Source organism: Streptomyces sp. NPDC126503 (assembly GCF_040302405.1).
GTDB classification, from domain to species: domain Bacteria; phylum Actinomycetota; class Actinomycetes; order Streptomycetales; family Streptomycetaceae; genus Streptomyces; species Streptomyces gulbargensis.
In genome coordinates, this window is sequence record NZ_JBEORS010000001.1 from 453,887 (window position 1) to 470,439 (window position 16,553).

A 16,553-nucleotide genomic window follows, 5' to 3' on the forward strand; every position below is an offset into this window, starting at 1 on the left:
GGGACGACCGGGAACGCTACGGCGCGACCGGTTCCGGCGCCAGCGGTTTCTCCGGCGTGGTGGCGCGCTTCGGGGTGAGGGAGGTCAGCGCCACTCCGCCGACCAGCAGGGCCGCCGCGCACCACCCGAGGGGGCTCACGCCCTCGCCGAGGAAGAGGGCCGCCGAGGACATCCCGAAGACGGGGACGAGGAGGGAGAAGGGGGCGACGGAGGAGGCCGGGTAGCGGCGGAGCAGCCAGCCCCAGGCGCCGAAGCCGAAGACGGTGGCGACCCAGGCGATGAAGACGATGACGCCGACGCCCACCGGGTCGAGGTCCCGCAGCGCGGCCAGGTCGCGTTCGGGGCCCTCGACGAGCAGGGAGAGCGCGAGCAGCGGCAGGACGGGCACGGTGCTCACCCAGACCATGAAGTTGAGCGCGTCGGGCGGGGCCGCCTTGCGGGTGAGGACGTTGGACACGCCCCAGGCGACGGCGGCCGCGATCACCAGCAGGAAGCCGGTCAGCGAGCTCGACGCCCCCTCGTCGATCGCCGCGACCCCGATGCCGGCGAGGGCGACCGCCATGCCGGTCAGCTTGACGCGGCCGGGCCGTTCGCCGAGCGCGAGGAAGGCGAACACGGCCGTGAAGACGGCCTGGACCTGGAGGATCAGGGAGGAGAGACCGGCCGGCGCGCCCATGCTCATGCCGGTGAAGAGCAGACCGAACTTGGCGACGCCGAGGGCCAGTCCGACTCCCACGATCCACTTCCAGGCGACCTTGGGGCGGCCGACGAAGAAGACGGCGGGCAGGGCGGCCACGAGGAAGCGGAGCGCGGAGAAGAGCAGCGGCGGGAAGTGGTCGAGGCCGAGGTCGATGATGACGAAATTGACTCCCCAGAGGGCGGTGACCAGGGCGGCGAGGGCGAGGTGGGCGGGGCGCATGCGATCGAGCATGGTGGGCCGGAACGTGTAGCACCAGCGCGGGTTTCTTCATGGTTGGATGAAGCAGCACTTCATCCATGTCCCCGGTCCCGGACGGGAGTCACCGTGCTCGATCTCGGCCGGCTGCGCGCCCTGCACGCCGTCGCCGTCCACGGCAGCGTCGGCGCCGCTGCCGCCGCCCTCGGCTACACCCCCTCGGCCGTCTCCCAGCAGATCGCCAAGCTGGAGCGCGAGACCCGTACGACCCTGCTGGAACGCAGCGGGCGGGGCGTGCGACTCACCGACGACGCCCACCAACTGGCGTCCACAGCAGGAGAGTTGCTGTCGCTCGTCGAAGAGGCGGAGGTACGCCTGGAGGAGCGGCGCGGTCGGCCCGCCGGGCGTCTCGCGATCGGCTGCTTCGCGAGCGCGGCCCGGGGACTGATGCCCCGGGCGCTGGCGGAACTGGCCCGGCTCCACCCGGATCTCGACGCGCGCCTGTCCGAGGTGGACCCGCATCTCTCGGTCGACCTGGTGGCGCGGGGCGTGATCGACCTGGCCGTGGCGCACGACTGGGACATCGCGCCGCTGCCCGCCCCTCCGGGGGTGGAACAGGCCGTCATCGGGGACGACCTGTGCGACATCCTGGTGCACCGTGACCATCCACTGGCCGCGCGGGACTCGGTGCGGCGGGAGGAGCTGGCGGCCGAGCGGTGGATCTCGCAGCCGCCGGGGACCGTCTGCCACGGCTGGCTGATCCGCACCCTGCGGGCCACCGGCTACGAGCCCCTGATCGCGCACCAGGCGGAGGAGAACCACACGCAGGTGGCGCTGGTGGCGGCCGGGCTCGGGATCGCGCTCGTGCCACGGCTGGGGCGCGGGGCGCTGCCGCCGGAGGTGGTGCCGGTCGGACTCGACCCGATGCCGAGGCGCCGGCTGCGTGCCCTGTGGCGGACGGGCGCGGCACGGCGCCCCGCGATCCGGGAGACGGTGCGGACCCTCCAGGACCTCTGGCCCTCGGTCGCCTCACCGGTCTGAGGCGGCCGGGCGCGGGCTGGACGCGGGCCCGGGGAGGCGGCGGCGAGGAGTGCGGCGCGCCGGGACGCCCGACGGCGATTCGTGCGCGGATCCTTGACCTGGCAGTTACTTTCGGGCTATCCGTGACACCCTGGAAGTTTCCTTCAATCTCGCACGGCCGGAAGGAGCATCAGTGCACCACCGCGCCCCCGCCCCCACCCCCTCGACTTCCGCCTCCCCCTCCCCCACCGCCGCTTCCTCCCCCTCCGCCGCGCCCTCGCGGCGCACCCTCCTGACCGTCACGGCCGCCGCCGCGGCCGCCGCCGTCACCGGCGCCACCGCCCCCGTGGCCCACGCCGGGACCGACGACCGGCTGCGCCGGATCATCGCCCGCATGTCCCTGGAGGAGAAGGTCGGCCAGCTGTTCGTCATGCGCGTGTACGGCCACTCGGCGACCGCCCCGGACCAGGCCGACATCGACGCCAACCTCAAGGAGATCGGCGTCCGCACCGCCGCCGAGCTGATCGAGCGCTACCACGTCGGGGGCGTCATCTACTTCAGCTGGGCCCACAACACCCGGGACCCGCAGCAGATCGCCGAGCTGTCCAACGGCATCCAGCGAGCGGCGCTCGCCGGGCCCACGCCGGTGCCGGTGCTCATCTCCACCGACCAGGAGCACGGCATCGTCTGCCGGGTCGGGGAGCCCGCCACCCTGCTGCCCGGGGCGATGGCCCTGGGGGCCGGCGGCTCGCTCGCGGACGCCCGTAAAGCCGCGCAGATCGCGGGGGCCGAACTGGCCGCCGTCGGCATCCGGCAGAACTACGCCCCGGTCGCGGACGTCAACGTCAACCCGGCCAACCCGGTCATCGGCGTCCGTTCCTTCGGCTCCGACCCGCGGGCGGTCGCCGGACTGGTCGCCGCCCAGGTCAAGGGCTACCAGCGCGCCGGGGTCGCGGCGACCTCCAAGCACTTCCCCGGGCACGGGGACACCGCCGTCGACAGCCACTACGGACTGCCGACCATCACCCACACCCCGGCGCAGTGGGCCGAGCTGGACGCCCCGCCCTTCGAGGCGGCGATCGCCGCCGGCATCGACTCGATCATGACGGCGCACATCGTCGTGCCCGCGCTCGACCCGAGCGAGGACCCGGCCACCCTCTCCCGGCCGATCCTCACCGGCATCCTGCGCGAACGGCTCGGCTACGACGGCGTGGTGGTGACCGACTCCCTGGGCATGGAGGGGGTGCGCACCAAGTACGGGGACGACCGGGTGCCGGTGCTCGCCCTGAAGGCGGGGGTGGACCAGCTGCTCAACCCGCCGAAGCTGGACGTGGCCTGGAACGCGGTCCTGCGGGCCGTGCGGGACGGCGAGCTGACGGAGGACCGGCTGGACGAATCGATCCTGCGGATCCTGCGGTTGAAGGCGAAGCTGGGCCTGTTCCGGCAGCCGTACGCCACGCCGGCCGGCGTCGAGCGGGTGGTCGGCACGGCCGCGCACCGCGCGCACGCCGACCGGATCGCGGAGGCGACCACCACCCTGCTCCTCAACGAGGGCGGATTCCTGCCGCTGAGCCCGGACACCCACGGTTCGGTCCTGGTCGTCGGCGCCGACCCGGCCTCCCCCTCCGGTACGACGGGCCCGCCGACCACCGTCCTGGCGGCGGCCCTGCGCGAGCTGGGCTTCGCCGCGACCGCGCTCTCCACCGGGATCACCCCGACGGCGGCACGGATCGAGGAGGCGGTGGCGGCGGCCGCGGGCAAGGACGTGGTCGTCGTGGGGACGTACAACGTCTCGGCGAGCAGCCCCCAGCGCACCCTCGTGGACCGGCTGGTCGCGACCGGGGTGCCCGTGGTGACGATCGCGATCCGCAACCCGTACGACATCGCGCGGATCTCCGGACAGCGGGCCACCCTCGCCGCGTACTCCTGGACCGACGTCGAACTGCGCGCCGCCGTACGGGTGATGGCGGGGCGCGCCCGGCCGCGGGGCCGGCTGCCCGTGCCGGTGCAGAGCGCGCGGAACCCGGCGGAGGTGCTCCACCCGGTCGGGTACGGCCTGTCGTACACCCGCTGAGCCCGAACCGGGCCACCCCTCCGGGGGAGGGCCCGGGTACGGCGACGGGGTGCGCCCGGCGGTCACGGCCGCCGGGCGCACCCCGTCCTTCGGCTCCGCGGGTTACGGGCGCAGGCCGTGCTCGCGCGTCTGGTCCTCGTCGACCACCTTGTCGAGGCGGGCGTCGAAGCGCGCCAGCGGCCGCGCGGCCTCGACCGCGGGGGCGGGCACGCCGGCCCAGGCGAGGATGCGGGCGGTGGCCCGCTCGCGCTCGGCGTCGGTGAGGCCGGCGACGTTCGCGCCGTGGTTGGCGCCCGGCGCCGTGAACACGTAGCTGTCCCGCGTGCCCTTGCCGAGGCGGAACGGTTCGGCGCTCCACGGGTCGTTCTGGCCGTTGACGAACATCATCCGGTTCGCGTTCTTGCGGACCCAGTCGTCGATGTCCCGCATGACCCACGGCTTGAACCGCATCGGGATCTCGCGCGGCACGAAGCTGCTCGCCGGCTGGTAGCCGTAGCGGCTCAGGCCGTCCAGGTGGGGCTGCTGGATGGTGGGCGAACCGAGCTCGGTGGCCGCCTGGTAGTAGTACGGCGTGTAGTACTCCAGGCCCTGGTCGGTGTAGGCGGACCAGCCCGAGTAGGTGTCGACGGTCTCGTAGACGGCGTCGTCGCTCGCGGTCTTCGCGTCCGGGACGCTGTCGCAGTCGTCCAGGCCGTGGTACTGCCAGAAGCCCCACACGAAGTCGAGGACGACGGCCTCGTACGCCTTGTCCAGCGAGCCGACCGTGTTGAAGGTGGCGCCCTCGGTCTCGGCCCACTCCTTGTACTTCTTCTGGAGCGGCGCGCGGCGGATCAGGGCTTCGCGCTGGAGGGAGTTGAGCCGGTCGCGGCACTCCTTGGTGCCGACGTTCTCGAAGAACCGGTCGTAGGCCGAGTCCTCCTTGTTGACCACGTCGTTGGGGGCCACGTAGGCGACGACGCCGTCCATGTCGCGCGGGTAGAAGCGCTCGTAGTAGGTGGCCGTCATGCCGCCCTTGGAGCCGCCGGTGGAGATCCAGTTCTTGCCGTAGATCTTCTTCAGGGCGGTGAAGATGCGGTGCTGGTCGCTGGCGGCCTGCCAGATGTCGAGCTTGGACCAGTCGGCCGGCTGCGGGCGGGACGGCGTGAAGAAACGGTACTCCATGGAGACCTGGTTGCCGTCGACGATCCGCGTGGGCTCGGCCCGGCCGGGAGTGGTGCTCAGTCCGTAGCCGCTGGTGCGGAAGACGGTCGGGCGCTCCGTGTCCTTGTGCAGGACGGAGAGCCGCTGCTTGAAGGTGCCGGCCCACGGGCGGCGGTGGTCGACCGGCTGGACGTACTCCAGGACGAAGAAGCGGTAGCCGGCGTACGGCTTCTCCTCGATCAGGCTCATCCCGGGAATGGCCAGGATGCGGTCCTTGATGTCCGTGCTCTGCGAGTCGGCGACGGCCCTGCTGCCGGTGTCCGAGTCCGCGGCGGTAGCCACGCCGGCCGTACCCACGGTGCCTATGAGCACCGAAAGCGACAGCGCCCATCCGAGCGACTTGCGCATTCACCCTCCCCTTGGTTCACAACGGTGTCGCGAACCTAGCGGGGCGAACGTGCGGACCGCCAGACCCAGTTGCTCCTTACTCGCCGATCTCCGGGACTTTCCGCCGCCGGGGCGGGGTCAGCAGAGGGTCCAGCCGGTGTTCACGCCCCGGCCGGCGACCCAGCCGCTCGCGCGGACGCAGCGGTTGAGGGCGTGGACGGTGACGGGGCCGGCCTGCCGGTCGAACCGGCCCGCGCGGACGGCGGGCCGGCCGCCGCGCGGCTGGAGCGAGACGCTCATCGGGCGGCGGGTGCCGGGGCGTTTGGCGACGGTGACGGCGCAGACGTAGTGACGGGTCCGGTAGAGGCGGAGCTCGCCGGTGGCGAAGGAGACGGTCTTGGTCGGACGCCCCTGGCACACGGACAGCGCCTCGGCGGTGGCGCCGCCGGTCCCGGGCCCCGGGAGCACGAGCAGCGCGACGGCGGCGAGGACGGCGACCAGAACCCGACCGAGGACCCGGATTCCGGTACGGGAGGGAGCGGGGGTACGGGCGGGGCCGCGGCTGCCGGGCCGGTCACCCGGCCCCGTACGCGCCCCGATGCGGCCGGGCCCGCCGGCGGCGCCGTCCTCGGAGGCCGTGCGGGCGCGCGGCGGGCGTGTTCGGCCGCACCGGGCGGTCGGGTCCGTGATCATGCGTTCCCCTCCCGGGAGTCTCCTCGTACGGCCGTACGACGCGCGAGCTCCCGGAATGGTTGCCTCCGCCCACTCCCCCGGCCCTCGGCGCCGCCGGGAGTGAGCCGCCTCACACCTGTCACAGAGCTTGCCGCCGGCTCGCCTCCCTGGGGCGATCCGGCGGGCGGCGGGCCCGGACCGGCGGCCGGAGGGAGGGGCCGGGGCGGGCGGCCGGGGGCGAACCCGGGCCTGCGGCCGGGCCGGGAAACCGGACGGCGACGGACCGGCCTCATGGCCGGAAGGCCGGAGTGGGCGGACCGGGCCGGTGGGCGCGAGGCCGGACCCGGGCCGGTGGGCGCGAGGCCGGACCCGGGCCGGTGGGCGCGAGGCCGGACCCGGGCCGGTGGGCGTGAGCGTGGCTCTCGGCGGGCGGCGGGAAGGACGGCCCCGAGTCGGCGGAGGGCGCCGGCCCCGGGGCCGAGGGCCGGAGCGCCCGGCCACGGGCCGACGGCAGGAAGGCCCGGCCGGTGGGCGGAAGCGGACCCGGCCGGGGAGGCCGGGCACGGAGCGGGGACCGTGGGGCCGGGGCGGGTCCCCGCCCCGGGATCCCCGGTGTCAGACGCGCTCGCCGAGCTGCTCGGTCTCCTCACCGATGAAGGTCCGCCACAGCTGCGCGTAGCGGCCGCCGCGGGCGAGGAGGTCGTCGTGGGTGCCGTCCTCCGCGATCCGGCCGTGGTCCATGACGACCACGCGGTCCGCGCGGGCCGCCGTGGTGAGGCGGTGGGCGACCACCAGGGTCGTACGGCGGCCGGCGAGCCGGTCGGTGGCCTGGTTGACCTGGGCCTCGGTGGCCAGGTCCAGGGCGGCCGTGGCCTCGTCGAGGAGCAGCACGTCCGGGTCGACCAGTTCGGCGCGGGCCAGGGCGATGAGCTGCCGCTGGCCGGCCGACAGGTTCCGGCCGCGCTCGGCGACCTCGTGCAGGTAGCCGCCCTCCAGTGTGGCGATCATGTCGTGGGCGCCGACCGCCCGCGCCGCCGCCTCCACCTCGGCGTCGGTGGCGTCCGGCCGCCCGTAGGCGATGGCGTCCCGGACGGTGCCGGGGAAGAGGTACGCCTCCTGGGGCACGACGCCCAGCCGGTGCCGGTACGCGGTGAGGTCCAGGTCCCGCAGGTCGGTGCCGTCGGCGGTGACGCGGCCCGCCGTGGGGTCGTAGAACCGGGCGACCAGTTTGACCAGCGTCGACTTGCCCGCGCCGGTCTCACCGACGAAGGCGACGGTCTGTCCGGCCGGGATGCGCAGGTCGATCCCGCTGAGCGCGGTGTCCTGGCCCGCGCCCGCCCCGGCACCGTCGCCCGCCCCGTACGCGAAGGACACGTTCTCGAAGGCGATCTCGCCCCGCAGCTTCGGCACCGGGAGCGGGGAGGCGGCGGGGGCCGTGGAGGCCGGCTCCTGGAGCAGCTCCTGCATCCGCTTCAGGGAGACGGCCGCCTGCTGGTAGCCGTCGAAGACCTGGGAGAGCTGCTGGACCGGGGCGAAGAAGAGGTCGATGTAGAGCAGGTAGGCGACGAGCGCGCCGGTGGTGAGGGTGCCGGCCTGGATCCGGTGCGCGCCGACGATCATCACGGCCGCGGCGGCGACCGAGGACAGCAGCGTCACGAACGGGAAGTAGACCGAGATCAGCCACTGGCCGCGCACGCGGGCGTCGCGGTACTCGTCGCTGTGCGCGCGGAAGCGCGCGGCGCCCGACCGCTCGCGGCGGAAGGCCTGAACGATGCGGAGACCGGCGACGGACTCCTGGAGGTCGGCGTTGACGACGCTGATCCGCTCGCGCGCCAGCTCGTACGCCTTCACGCTGGAGCGGCGGAAGAAGTACGTGGCGACGGCGAGGACCGGCAGGGTCGCGAAGACGACCAGGGCGAGCTGGAGGTCGAGCACCAGCAGCGCGACCATGATCCCGAAGAAGGTGACGACGGAGACGAACGCGGTGACCAGGCCCGTCTGGAGGAACGTGGACAGGGCGTCCACGTCCGTGGTCATCCGGGTCATGATCCGGCCGGTGAGCTCGCGCTCGTAGTAGTCCAGGCCGAGCCGCTGGAGCTGGGCGAAGATCTTCAGGCGCAGCGCGTAGAGGACCCGTTCGCCGGTGCGGCCGGTCATCCGGATCTCGGCCGTCTGCGCGGCCCACTGCACAAGCACGGTGAGCAGCGCGAGCGCCGAGGCCGCCCAGACGGCCCCGAGGGCGAGCCGGTTGACGCCCTCGTCGATGCCGTGCCGGATGAGCACCGGCAGCAGCAGGCCGGCGCCCGCGTCGGCGGCGACCAGGCCGAGGCTGACGAGCAGCGGCAGGCCGAAGCCGCGCAGGAGGCGGCGCAGGCCGTAGCTGTCCTCGGGCGAGACGGCACGGGTCTCGTCCACGTCGGGGATGTCGGAGGCTGGCGGCAGGGCCTCGACGGCGGCGAGCAGCTCGGGGGTGGCGCCGGCCTTGTTCGTCATGCGGGTCGTGCCGTCGTCGGGCGCCGCGGACTCCTCCCGCACCCACAGGGCCGGGGTGATCCCGCGCTCGGCGTCGAACTCGGCGTCCAGCTCGGCGCGCAGCGTGCGGTCCTCCGGCACCTCGGCCGGGGTGACGTGGCCGGGCGAGACGGCGCCGAGCTCGTCCGGGTCGGTGAGGAGCCTGCGGTAGAGCGCGGACCGCTCCTGGAGCTCCTCGTGGGTGCCGATGTCGGAGAGCCGGCCCGCGTCGAGGACGGCGATGCGGTCGGCGAGACCGAGGGTGGAGCGGCGGTGGGCGATGAGCAGGGTGGTGCGGCCCGCCATCACCGACCGGAGGGCCTCGTGGATCTCGTGCTCGACCCGGGCGTCGACGGCGGAGGTGGCGTCGTCCAGGAGCAGCAGCCGGGGGTCGGTGAGGATGGCGCGGGCGAGGGCGATGCGCTGGCGCTGGCCGCCGGAGAGGGTCAGGCCGTGCTCGCCGACCTTCGTGTCGTACCCCTCGGGCAGCTCGGCGATGAAGCGGTCGGCCTGCGCGGCGCGCGCGGCGGCCTCGATCTGCTCCTGGGTGGCGTCGGGGAAGCCGTAGGCGATGTTGGCGCGGACGGTGTCGGAGAAGAGGAAGGAGTCCTCGGGGACCAGGCCGATCGCCGCGCGCAGCGAGTCGAGGGTGAGTTCGCGGACGTCGTGGCCGCCGACGAGGACGGCGCCGTGGTCGGCGTCGTAGAAGCGCGGCAGGAGGAGGGAGACGGTGGACTTGCCGGAGCCGGAGGCGCCGACGACGGCGACGGTCTCGCCGGGGCGGATCTCCAGCGAGAAGCCGTCCAGGACCGGGCGGCCGTCCTCGTACGCGAAGGACACGGCGTCGAACTCGACGGTGGCGGGGGCGTCGGCCGGCAGTTCCTTCGTGCCGTCCTTGATCACCGGCTCGGTGTCAATCAGGTCGATGACGCGTTCGACGCCCGCGCGGGCCTGCTGGCCGACGGTGAGGACCATGGCGAGCATGCGGACCGGGCCGACGAGGGACGCCAGGTAGGCGGAGAAGGCGACGAAGGTGCCCAGGGTGATCTGACCCCGGTAGGCGAGCCAGCCACCGAGGGCGAGGACGGCGACCTGGCCGAGGGCGGGGACGGCCTGGAGGGCGGGGGTGTAGAGCGAGTTGAGGCGGACGGTGCGCAGCCGGGTGGCGAAGAGGCGGCGGCCGGCCTCCCGGATCTTGCCGGTCTCCTGCTCCTCCTGTCCGAAGCCCTTGACGACCCGGACGCCGGTCACGGCCCCGTCGACCACGCCCGCGACGGCCCCGGCCTCCTGCTGCGCCGCCCAGGTGGCGGGGTGGAGGCGGGTGCGGCTGCGCTGGGCGATGAACCAGAGGGCGGGGGCGACGGCGAGCGCGACGAGGGTGAGGGGGACGGAGAGCCAGGCCATGACGGCCAGGGAGATGACGAACAGCAGGATGTTCCCGATCGTCATCGGGAGCATGAAGAGAAGGCCCTGGATGAGCTGGAGGTCGCTGGTGGCCCGGCCGACGACCTGGCCGGTGGACAGCTCGTCCTGCCGCCGTCCGTCGAGCCGGGTGAGCGTGCCGTACATGTCGGTGCGCAGGTCGCGCTGGACGTCGAGCGCGAGGCGTCCGCCGTAGTAGCGGCGGACGTAGGTGAAGGCGTAGACGAGGACGGCGGCGCCGATGAGGAGGCCGGTCCAGACGGCGAGGGAGCGGGTGCGGGTGCCGATGACGTCGTCGATGATCACCTTGGTGATCAGGGGGACGAGGGCGAGGACCGCCATGCCGGCGAGGGAGGACCCGAGCGCGAGGACGACGTCCGTCCGGAACCGCCAGGCGTACCCCCACAGCCGCCGCGCCCAGCCGCCGCCCGGCTCCCCGGGCCGGTCCTCCGTGTGTCGTTCCTCCGCCTGTTTCTGCCCCACCGCCGCCACGTGGCGCCTCCCGTTCGTCCTGGTGTACCGGAAGGCTCCAACATGCCCGGCCTGCGATTTCATCCCCCGGACACGAACGGCTCCCGAAGACGGGACGAAGGTCCTAGGACCGGCGGGGCCATGCCGGGGGGCCCGGAGGCAGTCGCGGCCCTTCCGCACCGGCGGCGGAGAAGGCCGCGCGGCCTTCGGCCGGGGGTGGATGGGTAGGGATGGGCGGAGCCGCCGGCTCGGAGGAACCGGGACGAAGGTGAGGGGTGCGCGTGGTGCGGGTCGAGGACGGGCGGGGGTACCGGTGGGGTCAGCTGTACGCGGCGCTGGTGGCGATGCGGGGGCTCGCGGAGGGCGGCCGGATCGTCCCCGCGCCCCCGAGCGAGGTGCGGGCGGCGACGCACAACCCGTACAACGACAGTGTGCGGCTGCTGCGGGACGTGGGGCACCGGCTGTTCACGGCCCGTGAAAAGGGCGGGGCGGTCGCCGAGGCGGCCGTCGTGGTCATGGCGGACGTGGCCCGGCTGGTCCCGGCGCGCCGCGAGCCCAGGGACGGGCTCGGCGGGCCGGCGGCGCAGCACTTCCGGCAGGGGTACGAGGCGAGGCTCGCGGCCTACCGCGAGAGCTGGGCGGAACTGGTGGACTGACCCTCGGGGTTCACCGGGGGTGGAGCGCCGGGCGGGCCCGGTGGCGGGCGGCCCGACGAACGCCGCCCGCTCAGAGGTGCGTCGGCTCGAACATGCGGAGGAGGGCCGGGAGGACGACCACCGAGGGACCCGGCTGGGCGAGCGCCTTCGCCAGGTCGGCGGCGAGGGTGTCCGGAGTCGTGCGGACGCCGGGGACGCCGAAGGACTCCGCGAGGGCCACGAAGTCCGGGCGGGTGAGTTCGGTGCCGGTGGCCTCGCCGAAGGCGTCCGTCATGTACTCGCGCAGGATGCCGTAGCCGCCGTCGTCCACGATCAGCCAGGTCACGTCGAGGCCGTACTGCCGGGCCGTCGCCAGCTCCGCGAGCGAGTACATCGCGCCGCCGTCGCCGGACACCGCGAGGACCGGCCGGCCGGGCTCGGCCACCGCCGCGCCGAGGGCGGCGGGGAAGGCGTAGCCGAGGCCGCCGGCGCCCTGGGCGGAGTGCATGGTGTTGGGGTGCCGGGCGTCGAAGGCGGACCAGGCCCAGTAGGCGAGGATCGTCATGTCCCAGAAGCTCGGGGCGCGGTCCGGCAGGGCTTCGCGCACGGCGGCGACGACGCCCTGTTCCAGGCCGAGGTCCTGGGCGGCGATCCGGTCCGCGACCTTCGCCAGGACCGTACGGACCCGCTCGGGCGCGGTGGCGTCCTCGCGGGGCTCGACGGTCTCCAGGAGGGCCTGGAGGGCGAGCCGGGCGTCGGCGTGGATGCCGAGGGCCGGGTGGTTGGACTCCAGCTTCCCGGCGTCGGCCTCGATCTGCACGACCCGGCCGCGCGGGGCGAAGGTGTGGTAGTTCGAGGACAGCTCGCCCAGGCCGGAGCCGACGACGAGGAGGACGTCGGCGTCCTCCAGGAAGTCGGTGGTGTGCCGGTCCTCCAGCCAGGACTGGAGGGAGAGCGGGTGCCGCCAGGGGAAGGCGCCCTTGCCGCCGAAGGTGGTGACCACGGGCGCGTCGAGGCGTTCGGCGAGGGCGAGGAGCTTGCCGGAGGCGTCGGCGCGGACGACACCGCCGCCCGCGATGATCGCGGGGCGGGCGGCCCGGGACAGCAGGTCGGCGGCGACGGCCGTCAGCTCGGGGCGGGGCACGACCTCCTCGGGCGTGGCGTCCATCGCGGTGACCACGGGCAGGGTGGTGGGGGCGAGGAGGACGTCCTGCGGGATCTCGACCCACACCGGCCCGTGCGGGGCGGTGAGCGCCGACTCCCAGGCCGCCGCGATCGCGGACGGGATCTGGGACTGCGTACGGACGGTGTGGACGGACTTCACGACGTCCCGGAAGGAGGCCTGCTGGTCGCGCAGCTCGTGCAGGTAGCCGTGGCGCCCGCCGCCGAGCCCGGCCACGGGGACCTGGCTGCCGATGGCGAGGACCGGCGCGGAGGCGGCGGCGGCCTCCTGGAGCGCGGCGAGGGACATGAGCGCGCCGGGCCCGGTGGAGAGCAGCAGCGGGGCGGCCTCGCCGGTGATGCGGCCGTACGCGTCGGCGGCGAAGCCCGCGTTGTTCTCGACGCGCAGCCCGACGTATCGGAGGGAGGAGCGCCGCAGCGCGTCGAACATGCCGAGGGCGTGCTGTCCCGGCAGTCCGAACACGGTGGAGGCGCCGAGCCCGGCGAGGGTCTCGACGACGAGGTCGCCGCCGTTGCGTCCCGGCGGCGGGTTGAGCGCGGCCTCGCGCTGCGCGGCCGTCGGTCGCAGGACCAGGTCGTGGTCGTGGGTCATCGGGCCCCTCCGGGCGGGTTGCGGGTCGGCGGGTGGACGGGGTGCGGCCGGAGGCCGACGGTCGAGGGTACGGGTCGGGCCCGCGCCCCCGGGCGCGCGGGCGCTCGGAGGACGCGGGCCCTCGGGACGCGCCCGTGGCCGCCGGGGAGGGCCGGCGTGGCCACGGGCGCGGGTCGGGGGGCGGCGCGGGGGGCCTGTGTGCGGGCCCGGCGGACACGCTGCCGGGGCGTGCGGGGCCGGGGCGGAGCCCGGCGAGCACGCCCCGCGCGCGGTTACTTCGCCTCGCGCGCCGCCGCGATCTGACGGGACATGATCGTCGTCAGCTCGTACGCGGTGTGCGAGGCGGCGACCGCGGTGATCTCGGCGTGGTCGTACGCGGGGGCGACCTCGACGACGTCGGCGCCGACCAGGTTGCAGGAGGACAGGCCGCGCAGGATCTCCAGGAGCTCGCGGGAGGTCATGCCGCCCGCCTCGGGGGTGCCGGTGCCGGGGGCGTGGGCCGGGTCGAGGCAGTCGATGTCGATGGAGATGTAGAGCGGGCGGTCGCCGATGCGCTGGCGGAGCTGGTCGGCGACCTCGTCGGCGCCGCGCCGGTAGATGTCGGCGGAGGTGACGATGCCGAAGCCCATCTTCTCGTCGTCGGTGAGGTCCTGCTTGCCGTAGAGCGGGCCGCGGGTGCCGACGTGCGAGAGGGCGGAGGTGTCGAGGATGCCTTCCTCGACGGCCCGGCGGAACGGGGTGCCGTGGGTGTACTCGGCGCCGAAGTAGGTGTCCCAGGTGTCGAGGTGGGCGTCGAAGTGGAGCAGGGCGACCGGGCCGTGCTTCTTGGCGACCGAGCGGAGCAGCGGCAGCGCGACGGTGTGGTCGCCGCCGAGGGTCATCATGCGGGCGCCGGTGGCGAGCAGGTCGTCGGCGGCGGCCTCGATGGTCTCGACGGCCTCGTTGATGTTGAACGGGTTGGCGGCGATGTCACCGGCGTCCGCGACCTGGGCGAGGGCGAACGGGGAGGCGTCCTGCGCCGGGTTGTAGGGGCGCAGCAGGCGGGAGGCCTCGCGGATGGCGTTGCCGCCGAAACGGGCGCCGGGGCGGTAGGAGACGCCGCTGTCGAAGGGGATGCCGACCACCGCGACGTCGGCGGTGCCGACCTCGTCGAGCCGCGGCAGCCGGGCGAACGTCGCGGGGCCCGCGTACCGCGGGATGCGGGACGAGTCGATCGGGCCGCGCGGGGTGTTCTGGTCGCTGCTGCTCATGGTCGGGGTCCTCCTGGGGGGTGGGGTCGGTCCGGGGGATGCGACCGGAGGCGGGTCGCGGGGACTTCCGCCCGTACCCGCGACCTCCGGATGTCACGACAGTAGGTGGCCGGAGAGCGGCGAAGAAGTGTACGTTTCCTCCACCAACCGGGGCGGGGAATGTACGAAGGGTCCATGCCATGTCCGCAGCGGAGACCACCTCCACTCCCCCGGCGCCGCCGGTGTCGTTGGCCGCGCTGCTCGCCCGCAAGGAGCTGGGCCTGCGGCTGCTGACCGGCCCGGAGGCCGGGCCCGGGAGCGTGTCGCTGCACTGGGTGCACACCTCGGAGATGGCCGACCCCTACCCGTACCTGCTCGGCGGCGAGCTGCTCATGACGGCGGGCGTGCAGCTCCGGGATCCGGCGCGGTTCGTGGAACGGGTGGTCGAAGCGGGCGCGGCGGCGCTCGGCTTCGGGGTCACGCCGGTGTACGACACGGTGCCGGCGGAGCTGGTCGCGGCCTGCGCCCGGTACGGGCTGCCGCTGGTCGAGGTGCCGCCCGAGACGCCGTTCACGGCGGTGGCGCGGGCGCTGTGGCGGCTGATGGCGGAGGCCCGGCTGCACGAGCTGCGCCGGGTGACGGAGGCCCAGCAGTCCCTCGCGGCGGCCGCCGCCCGCCCGGCCCCGGTCCCCGCCGTGCTCGGCGCGCTGGCCTCCCGGCTCGGCGGCCGGGCGGTCCTCTTCGGACGGGACGGCACCGAGTCGGTCGCGGCGGGGCGGCCGGTCCCCGCGGAGGCGGCGCGGGCGCTGGCGGAGCTGGCCGGTGTGGTGGGCCCCCGGCCGGGCGGCCCCGCCTCGGCGAGCGGCGACGGCGGCGGGCTGCGGCTGGCCGCGTACGCGCTCGGCGGCGGCGACGGCCTGACGCTCGGCGTCGCGACGCAGCGGCTCGGCCCCGGCGACCACACGATCGCGGGCGTCGCTGTGGTCCTGCTCTCCCTCCTCACGGCCCCCCACCGGGGCGCGGACGCCTCGGTGCGGGACGGCGCCCTGGTCCGCCTCCTCCTCGGCGCGCCCCCGGCGGAGGCGGCGGCCGCGCTCGGCCCGGGCCCCTGGGTCGTGGTCCACGCCCACGGCGGCGACGGCACGCCCTTCGCGGCGGCGAGCCTGGCGGCGGCGCTGGGGACCCCCCTGGTGGACGCGGGAGCCCGGCCGGCGGACCCGGAAGGCGCGGCGGACCCGGCGGGGGTCACCCCCGCCGGGTCCGTACGGCTTCTCCTGCCCGCCTCCGCGCCCGTCACCGCGCAGCCCGGGTGGACGCTCGGCGTGAGCGCCCCGGCGGGGGCCGGCGGACTCTCCGCCGCCGACGCGCAGGCGGCGCGGGCGCTGCGCCGGGCCGAGGCCACCCGGGTGGCCGTGGCGCGGCACCGGCCGGGCGGGTTCGCGGCGCTGATGGATCAGGGCGAGGCCGCCGCCCACGCCCGGACCCTCCTCGCCCCCCTGAACGAACCGCTCAGGGAGACCCTGCGCGGCTGGCTGTCCCTGCACGGCAACTGGGACCGGACCGCCGTCGCCCTGGGCGTCCACCGCAACACCGTCCGCCAGCGCGTCGCCCGCTGCGCGGCGCTCCTGGACCGGGACCTGGACGACCCGGACGTGCGGATGGAGCTGTGGCTCGCGTTCAAGGTCGGCGGCGGCCCCGCCGCGTAGCGACCGTCAGGGCCAGAGCTTGTTGACGGCCGTCTTCGTCGTGGTGCGGAAGGCGGTCAGCGGGGCGTCCTTCAGGTCGCCCATCTGGCCCCAGCGGACGAGGGTGACGGTGCGGCCGTCGCGGCCGACGGAGAAGAGGTGGATGTCGGTGTTGCCGACTCGCGGGTCGGCGGTGTCCAGGCTGTAGACCCAGGCGCCCTCCTCCACGGCGAGCTTGCCGTGGTAGCCGCTGAGCGCCTGCATTCCCGGGTTCTGCTGCTTCAGCTGGGTGCCGCAGCCGGCGAGGGCCTTGCGCAGGGTGTCGACCAGCTTCACGGCGTCGGCCTCGGTGCGGGCGACATTGGTGATCTGGACGCCGTAGGCGTCGAGATCGTTGCTGAAATCGCGGTAGCTGCTGTTCTGCGCCGGGATCTTGTACGGGGCGCAGAGGGTGCCACCGTTCTCCGGGACGCCGGCGAAGACCTTGGAGGCGGTCCACGGCGTCGACGACGCCGGCATCTGGGAGGCGGTGAGGAAGGCGGGCTGGGCGGCGGCCTGCGCCGGGGCCGTGGCGAGGGCCGCGAGGCCCAGGGCGGCGGTGGCGGTGGTGGCGAGTGCGGCACGGAGCCTGTTCATGC

General features: G+C 74.8%; 11 protein-coding genes. 4 read left to right on the top strand and 7 right to left on the bottom strand.

The annotated features are described in order from the left end of the window. Positions 1-16: 16 nt before the first annotated feature. Complete coding sequence (locus ABTY40_RS02120) at positions 17-919, bottom strand: EamA family transporter (RefSeq protein ID WP_352057734.1); 903 nt, start codon at positions 917-919, stop codon at positions 17-19. A 105-nt stretch (positions 920-1,024) separates the two neighbouring features. On the opposite strand from ABTY40_RS02120, the gene ABTY40_RS02125 reads away from it, so the two are divergent. Next, positions 1,025-1,936, top strand: a complete 912-nt coding sequence (locus ABTY40_RS02125) for a LysR family transcriptional regulator (protein WP_352057735.1) — start codon at positions 1,025-1,027, stop codon at positions 1,934-1,936. Between the two features lie 271 nt (positions 1,937-2,207). Further along, positions 2,208-3,989 (top strand): glycoside hydrolase family 3 protein, encoded by a 1,782-nt coding sequence (locus ABTY40_RS02130; protein ID WP_352057849.1) that lies wholly within the window; start codon positions 2,208-2,210, stop codon positions 3,987-3,989. Between the two features lie 102 nt (positions 3,990-4,091). On the opposite strand, the gene ABTY40_RS02135 is transcribed toward ABTY40_RS02130, so the two are convergent. From ABTY40_RS02135 to ABTY40_RS30850, 3 genes are all read right to left on the bottom strand, one after another. After that, positions 4,092-5,537: a S28 family serine protease gene (locus ABTY40_RS02135; RefSeq protein ID WP_352057736.1), complete on the bottom strand. Its 1,446-nt coding sequence runs from the start codon at positions 5,535-5,537 to the stop codon at positions 4,092-4,094. A gap of 117 nt (positions 5,538-5,654) precedes the next feature. After that, positions 5,655-6,038 carry a hypothetical protein gene (locus ABTY40_RS02140; RefSeq protein WP_502990469.1) on the bottom strand — a complete coding sequence of 128 codons (384 nt, stop codon included), beginning with the start codon at positions 6,036-6,038 and terminating at the stop codon, positions 5,655-5,657. Between the two features lie 765 nt (positions 6,039-6,803). After that, positions 6,804-10,604, bottom strand: a complete 3,801-nt coding sequence (locus ABTY40_RS30850) for an ABC transporter ATP-binding protein (RefSeq protein ID WP_502990460.1) — start codon at positions 10,602-10,604, stop codon at positions 6,804-6,806. Between the two features lie 269 nt (positions 10,605-10,873). Between ABTY40_RS30850 and ABTY40_RS02160 the strand changes: the two genes are divergently transcribed. Continuing rightward, on the top strand, positions 10,874-11,248 hold the full coding sequence (locus ABTY40_RS02160) for a hypothetical protein (RefSeq protein WP_352057737.1): 375 nt from the start codon (positions 10,874-10,876) through the stop codon (positions 11,246-11,248). Positions 11,249-11,318: 70 nt separating this feature from the next. Here ABTY40_RS02160 and ABTY40_RS02165 read toward each other — a convergent pair whose 3' ends face one another. Beyond that, positions 11,319-13,001, bottom strand: a complete 1,683-nt coding sequence (locus ABTY40_RS02165) for a thiamine pyrophosphate-binding protein (RefSeq protein ID WP_352057738.1) — start codon at positions 12,999-13,001, stop codon at positions 11,319-11,321. 272 nt (positions 13,002-13,273) lie between these two features. After that, complete coding sequence (gene speB / locus ABTY40_RS02170) at positions 13,274-14,251, bottom strand: agmatinase (protein WP_309053322.1); 978 nt, start codon at positions 14,249-14,251, stop codon at positions 13,274-13,276. 179 nt (positions 14,252-14,430) lie between these two features. On the opposite strand from speB, the gene ABTY40_RS02175 reads away from it, so the two are divergent. Continuing rightward, positions 14,431-15,936 (top strand): PucR family transcriptional regulator, encoded by a 1,506-nt coding sequence (locus ABTY40_RS02175; protein WP_352057739.1) that lies wholly within the window; start codon positions 14,431-14,433, stop codon positions 15,934-15,936. Between the two features lie 6 nt (positions 15,937-15,942). Here the strand turns inward: ABTY40_RS02175 and ABTY40_RS02180 are convergent, their stop codons facing one another. Next, complete coding sequence (locus ABTY40_RS02180) at positions 15,943-16,551, bottom strand: hypothetical protein (RefSeq protein ID WP_352057740.1); 609 nt, start codon at positions 16,549-16,551, stop codon at positions 15,943-15,945. Between the last annotated feature and the right edge of the window lie 2 nt (positions 16,552-16,553).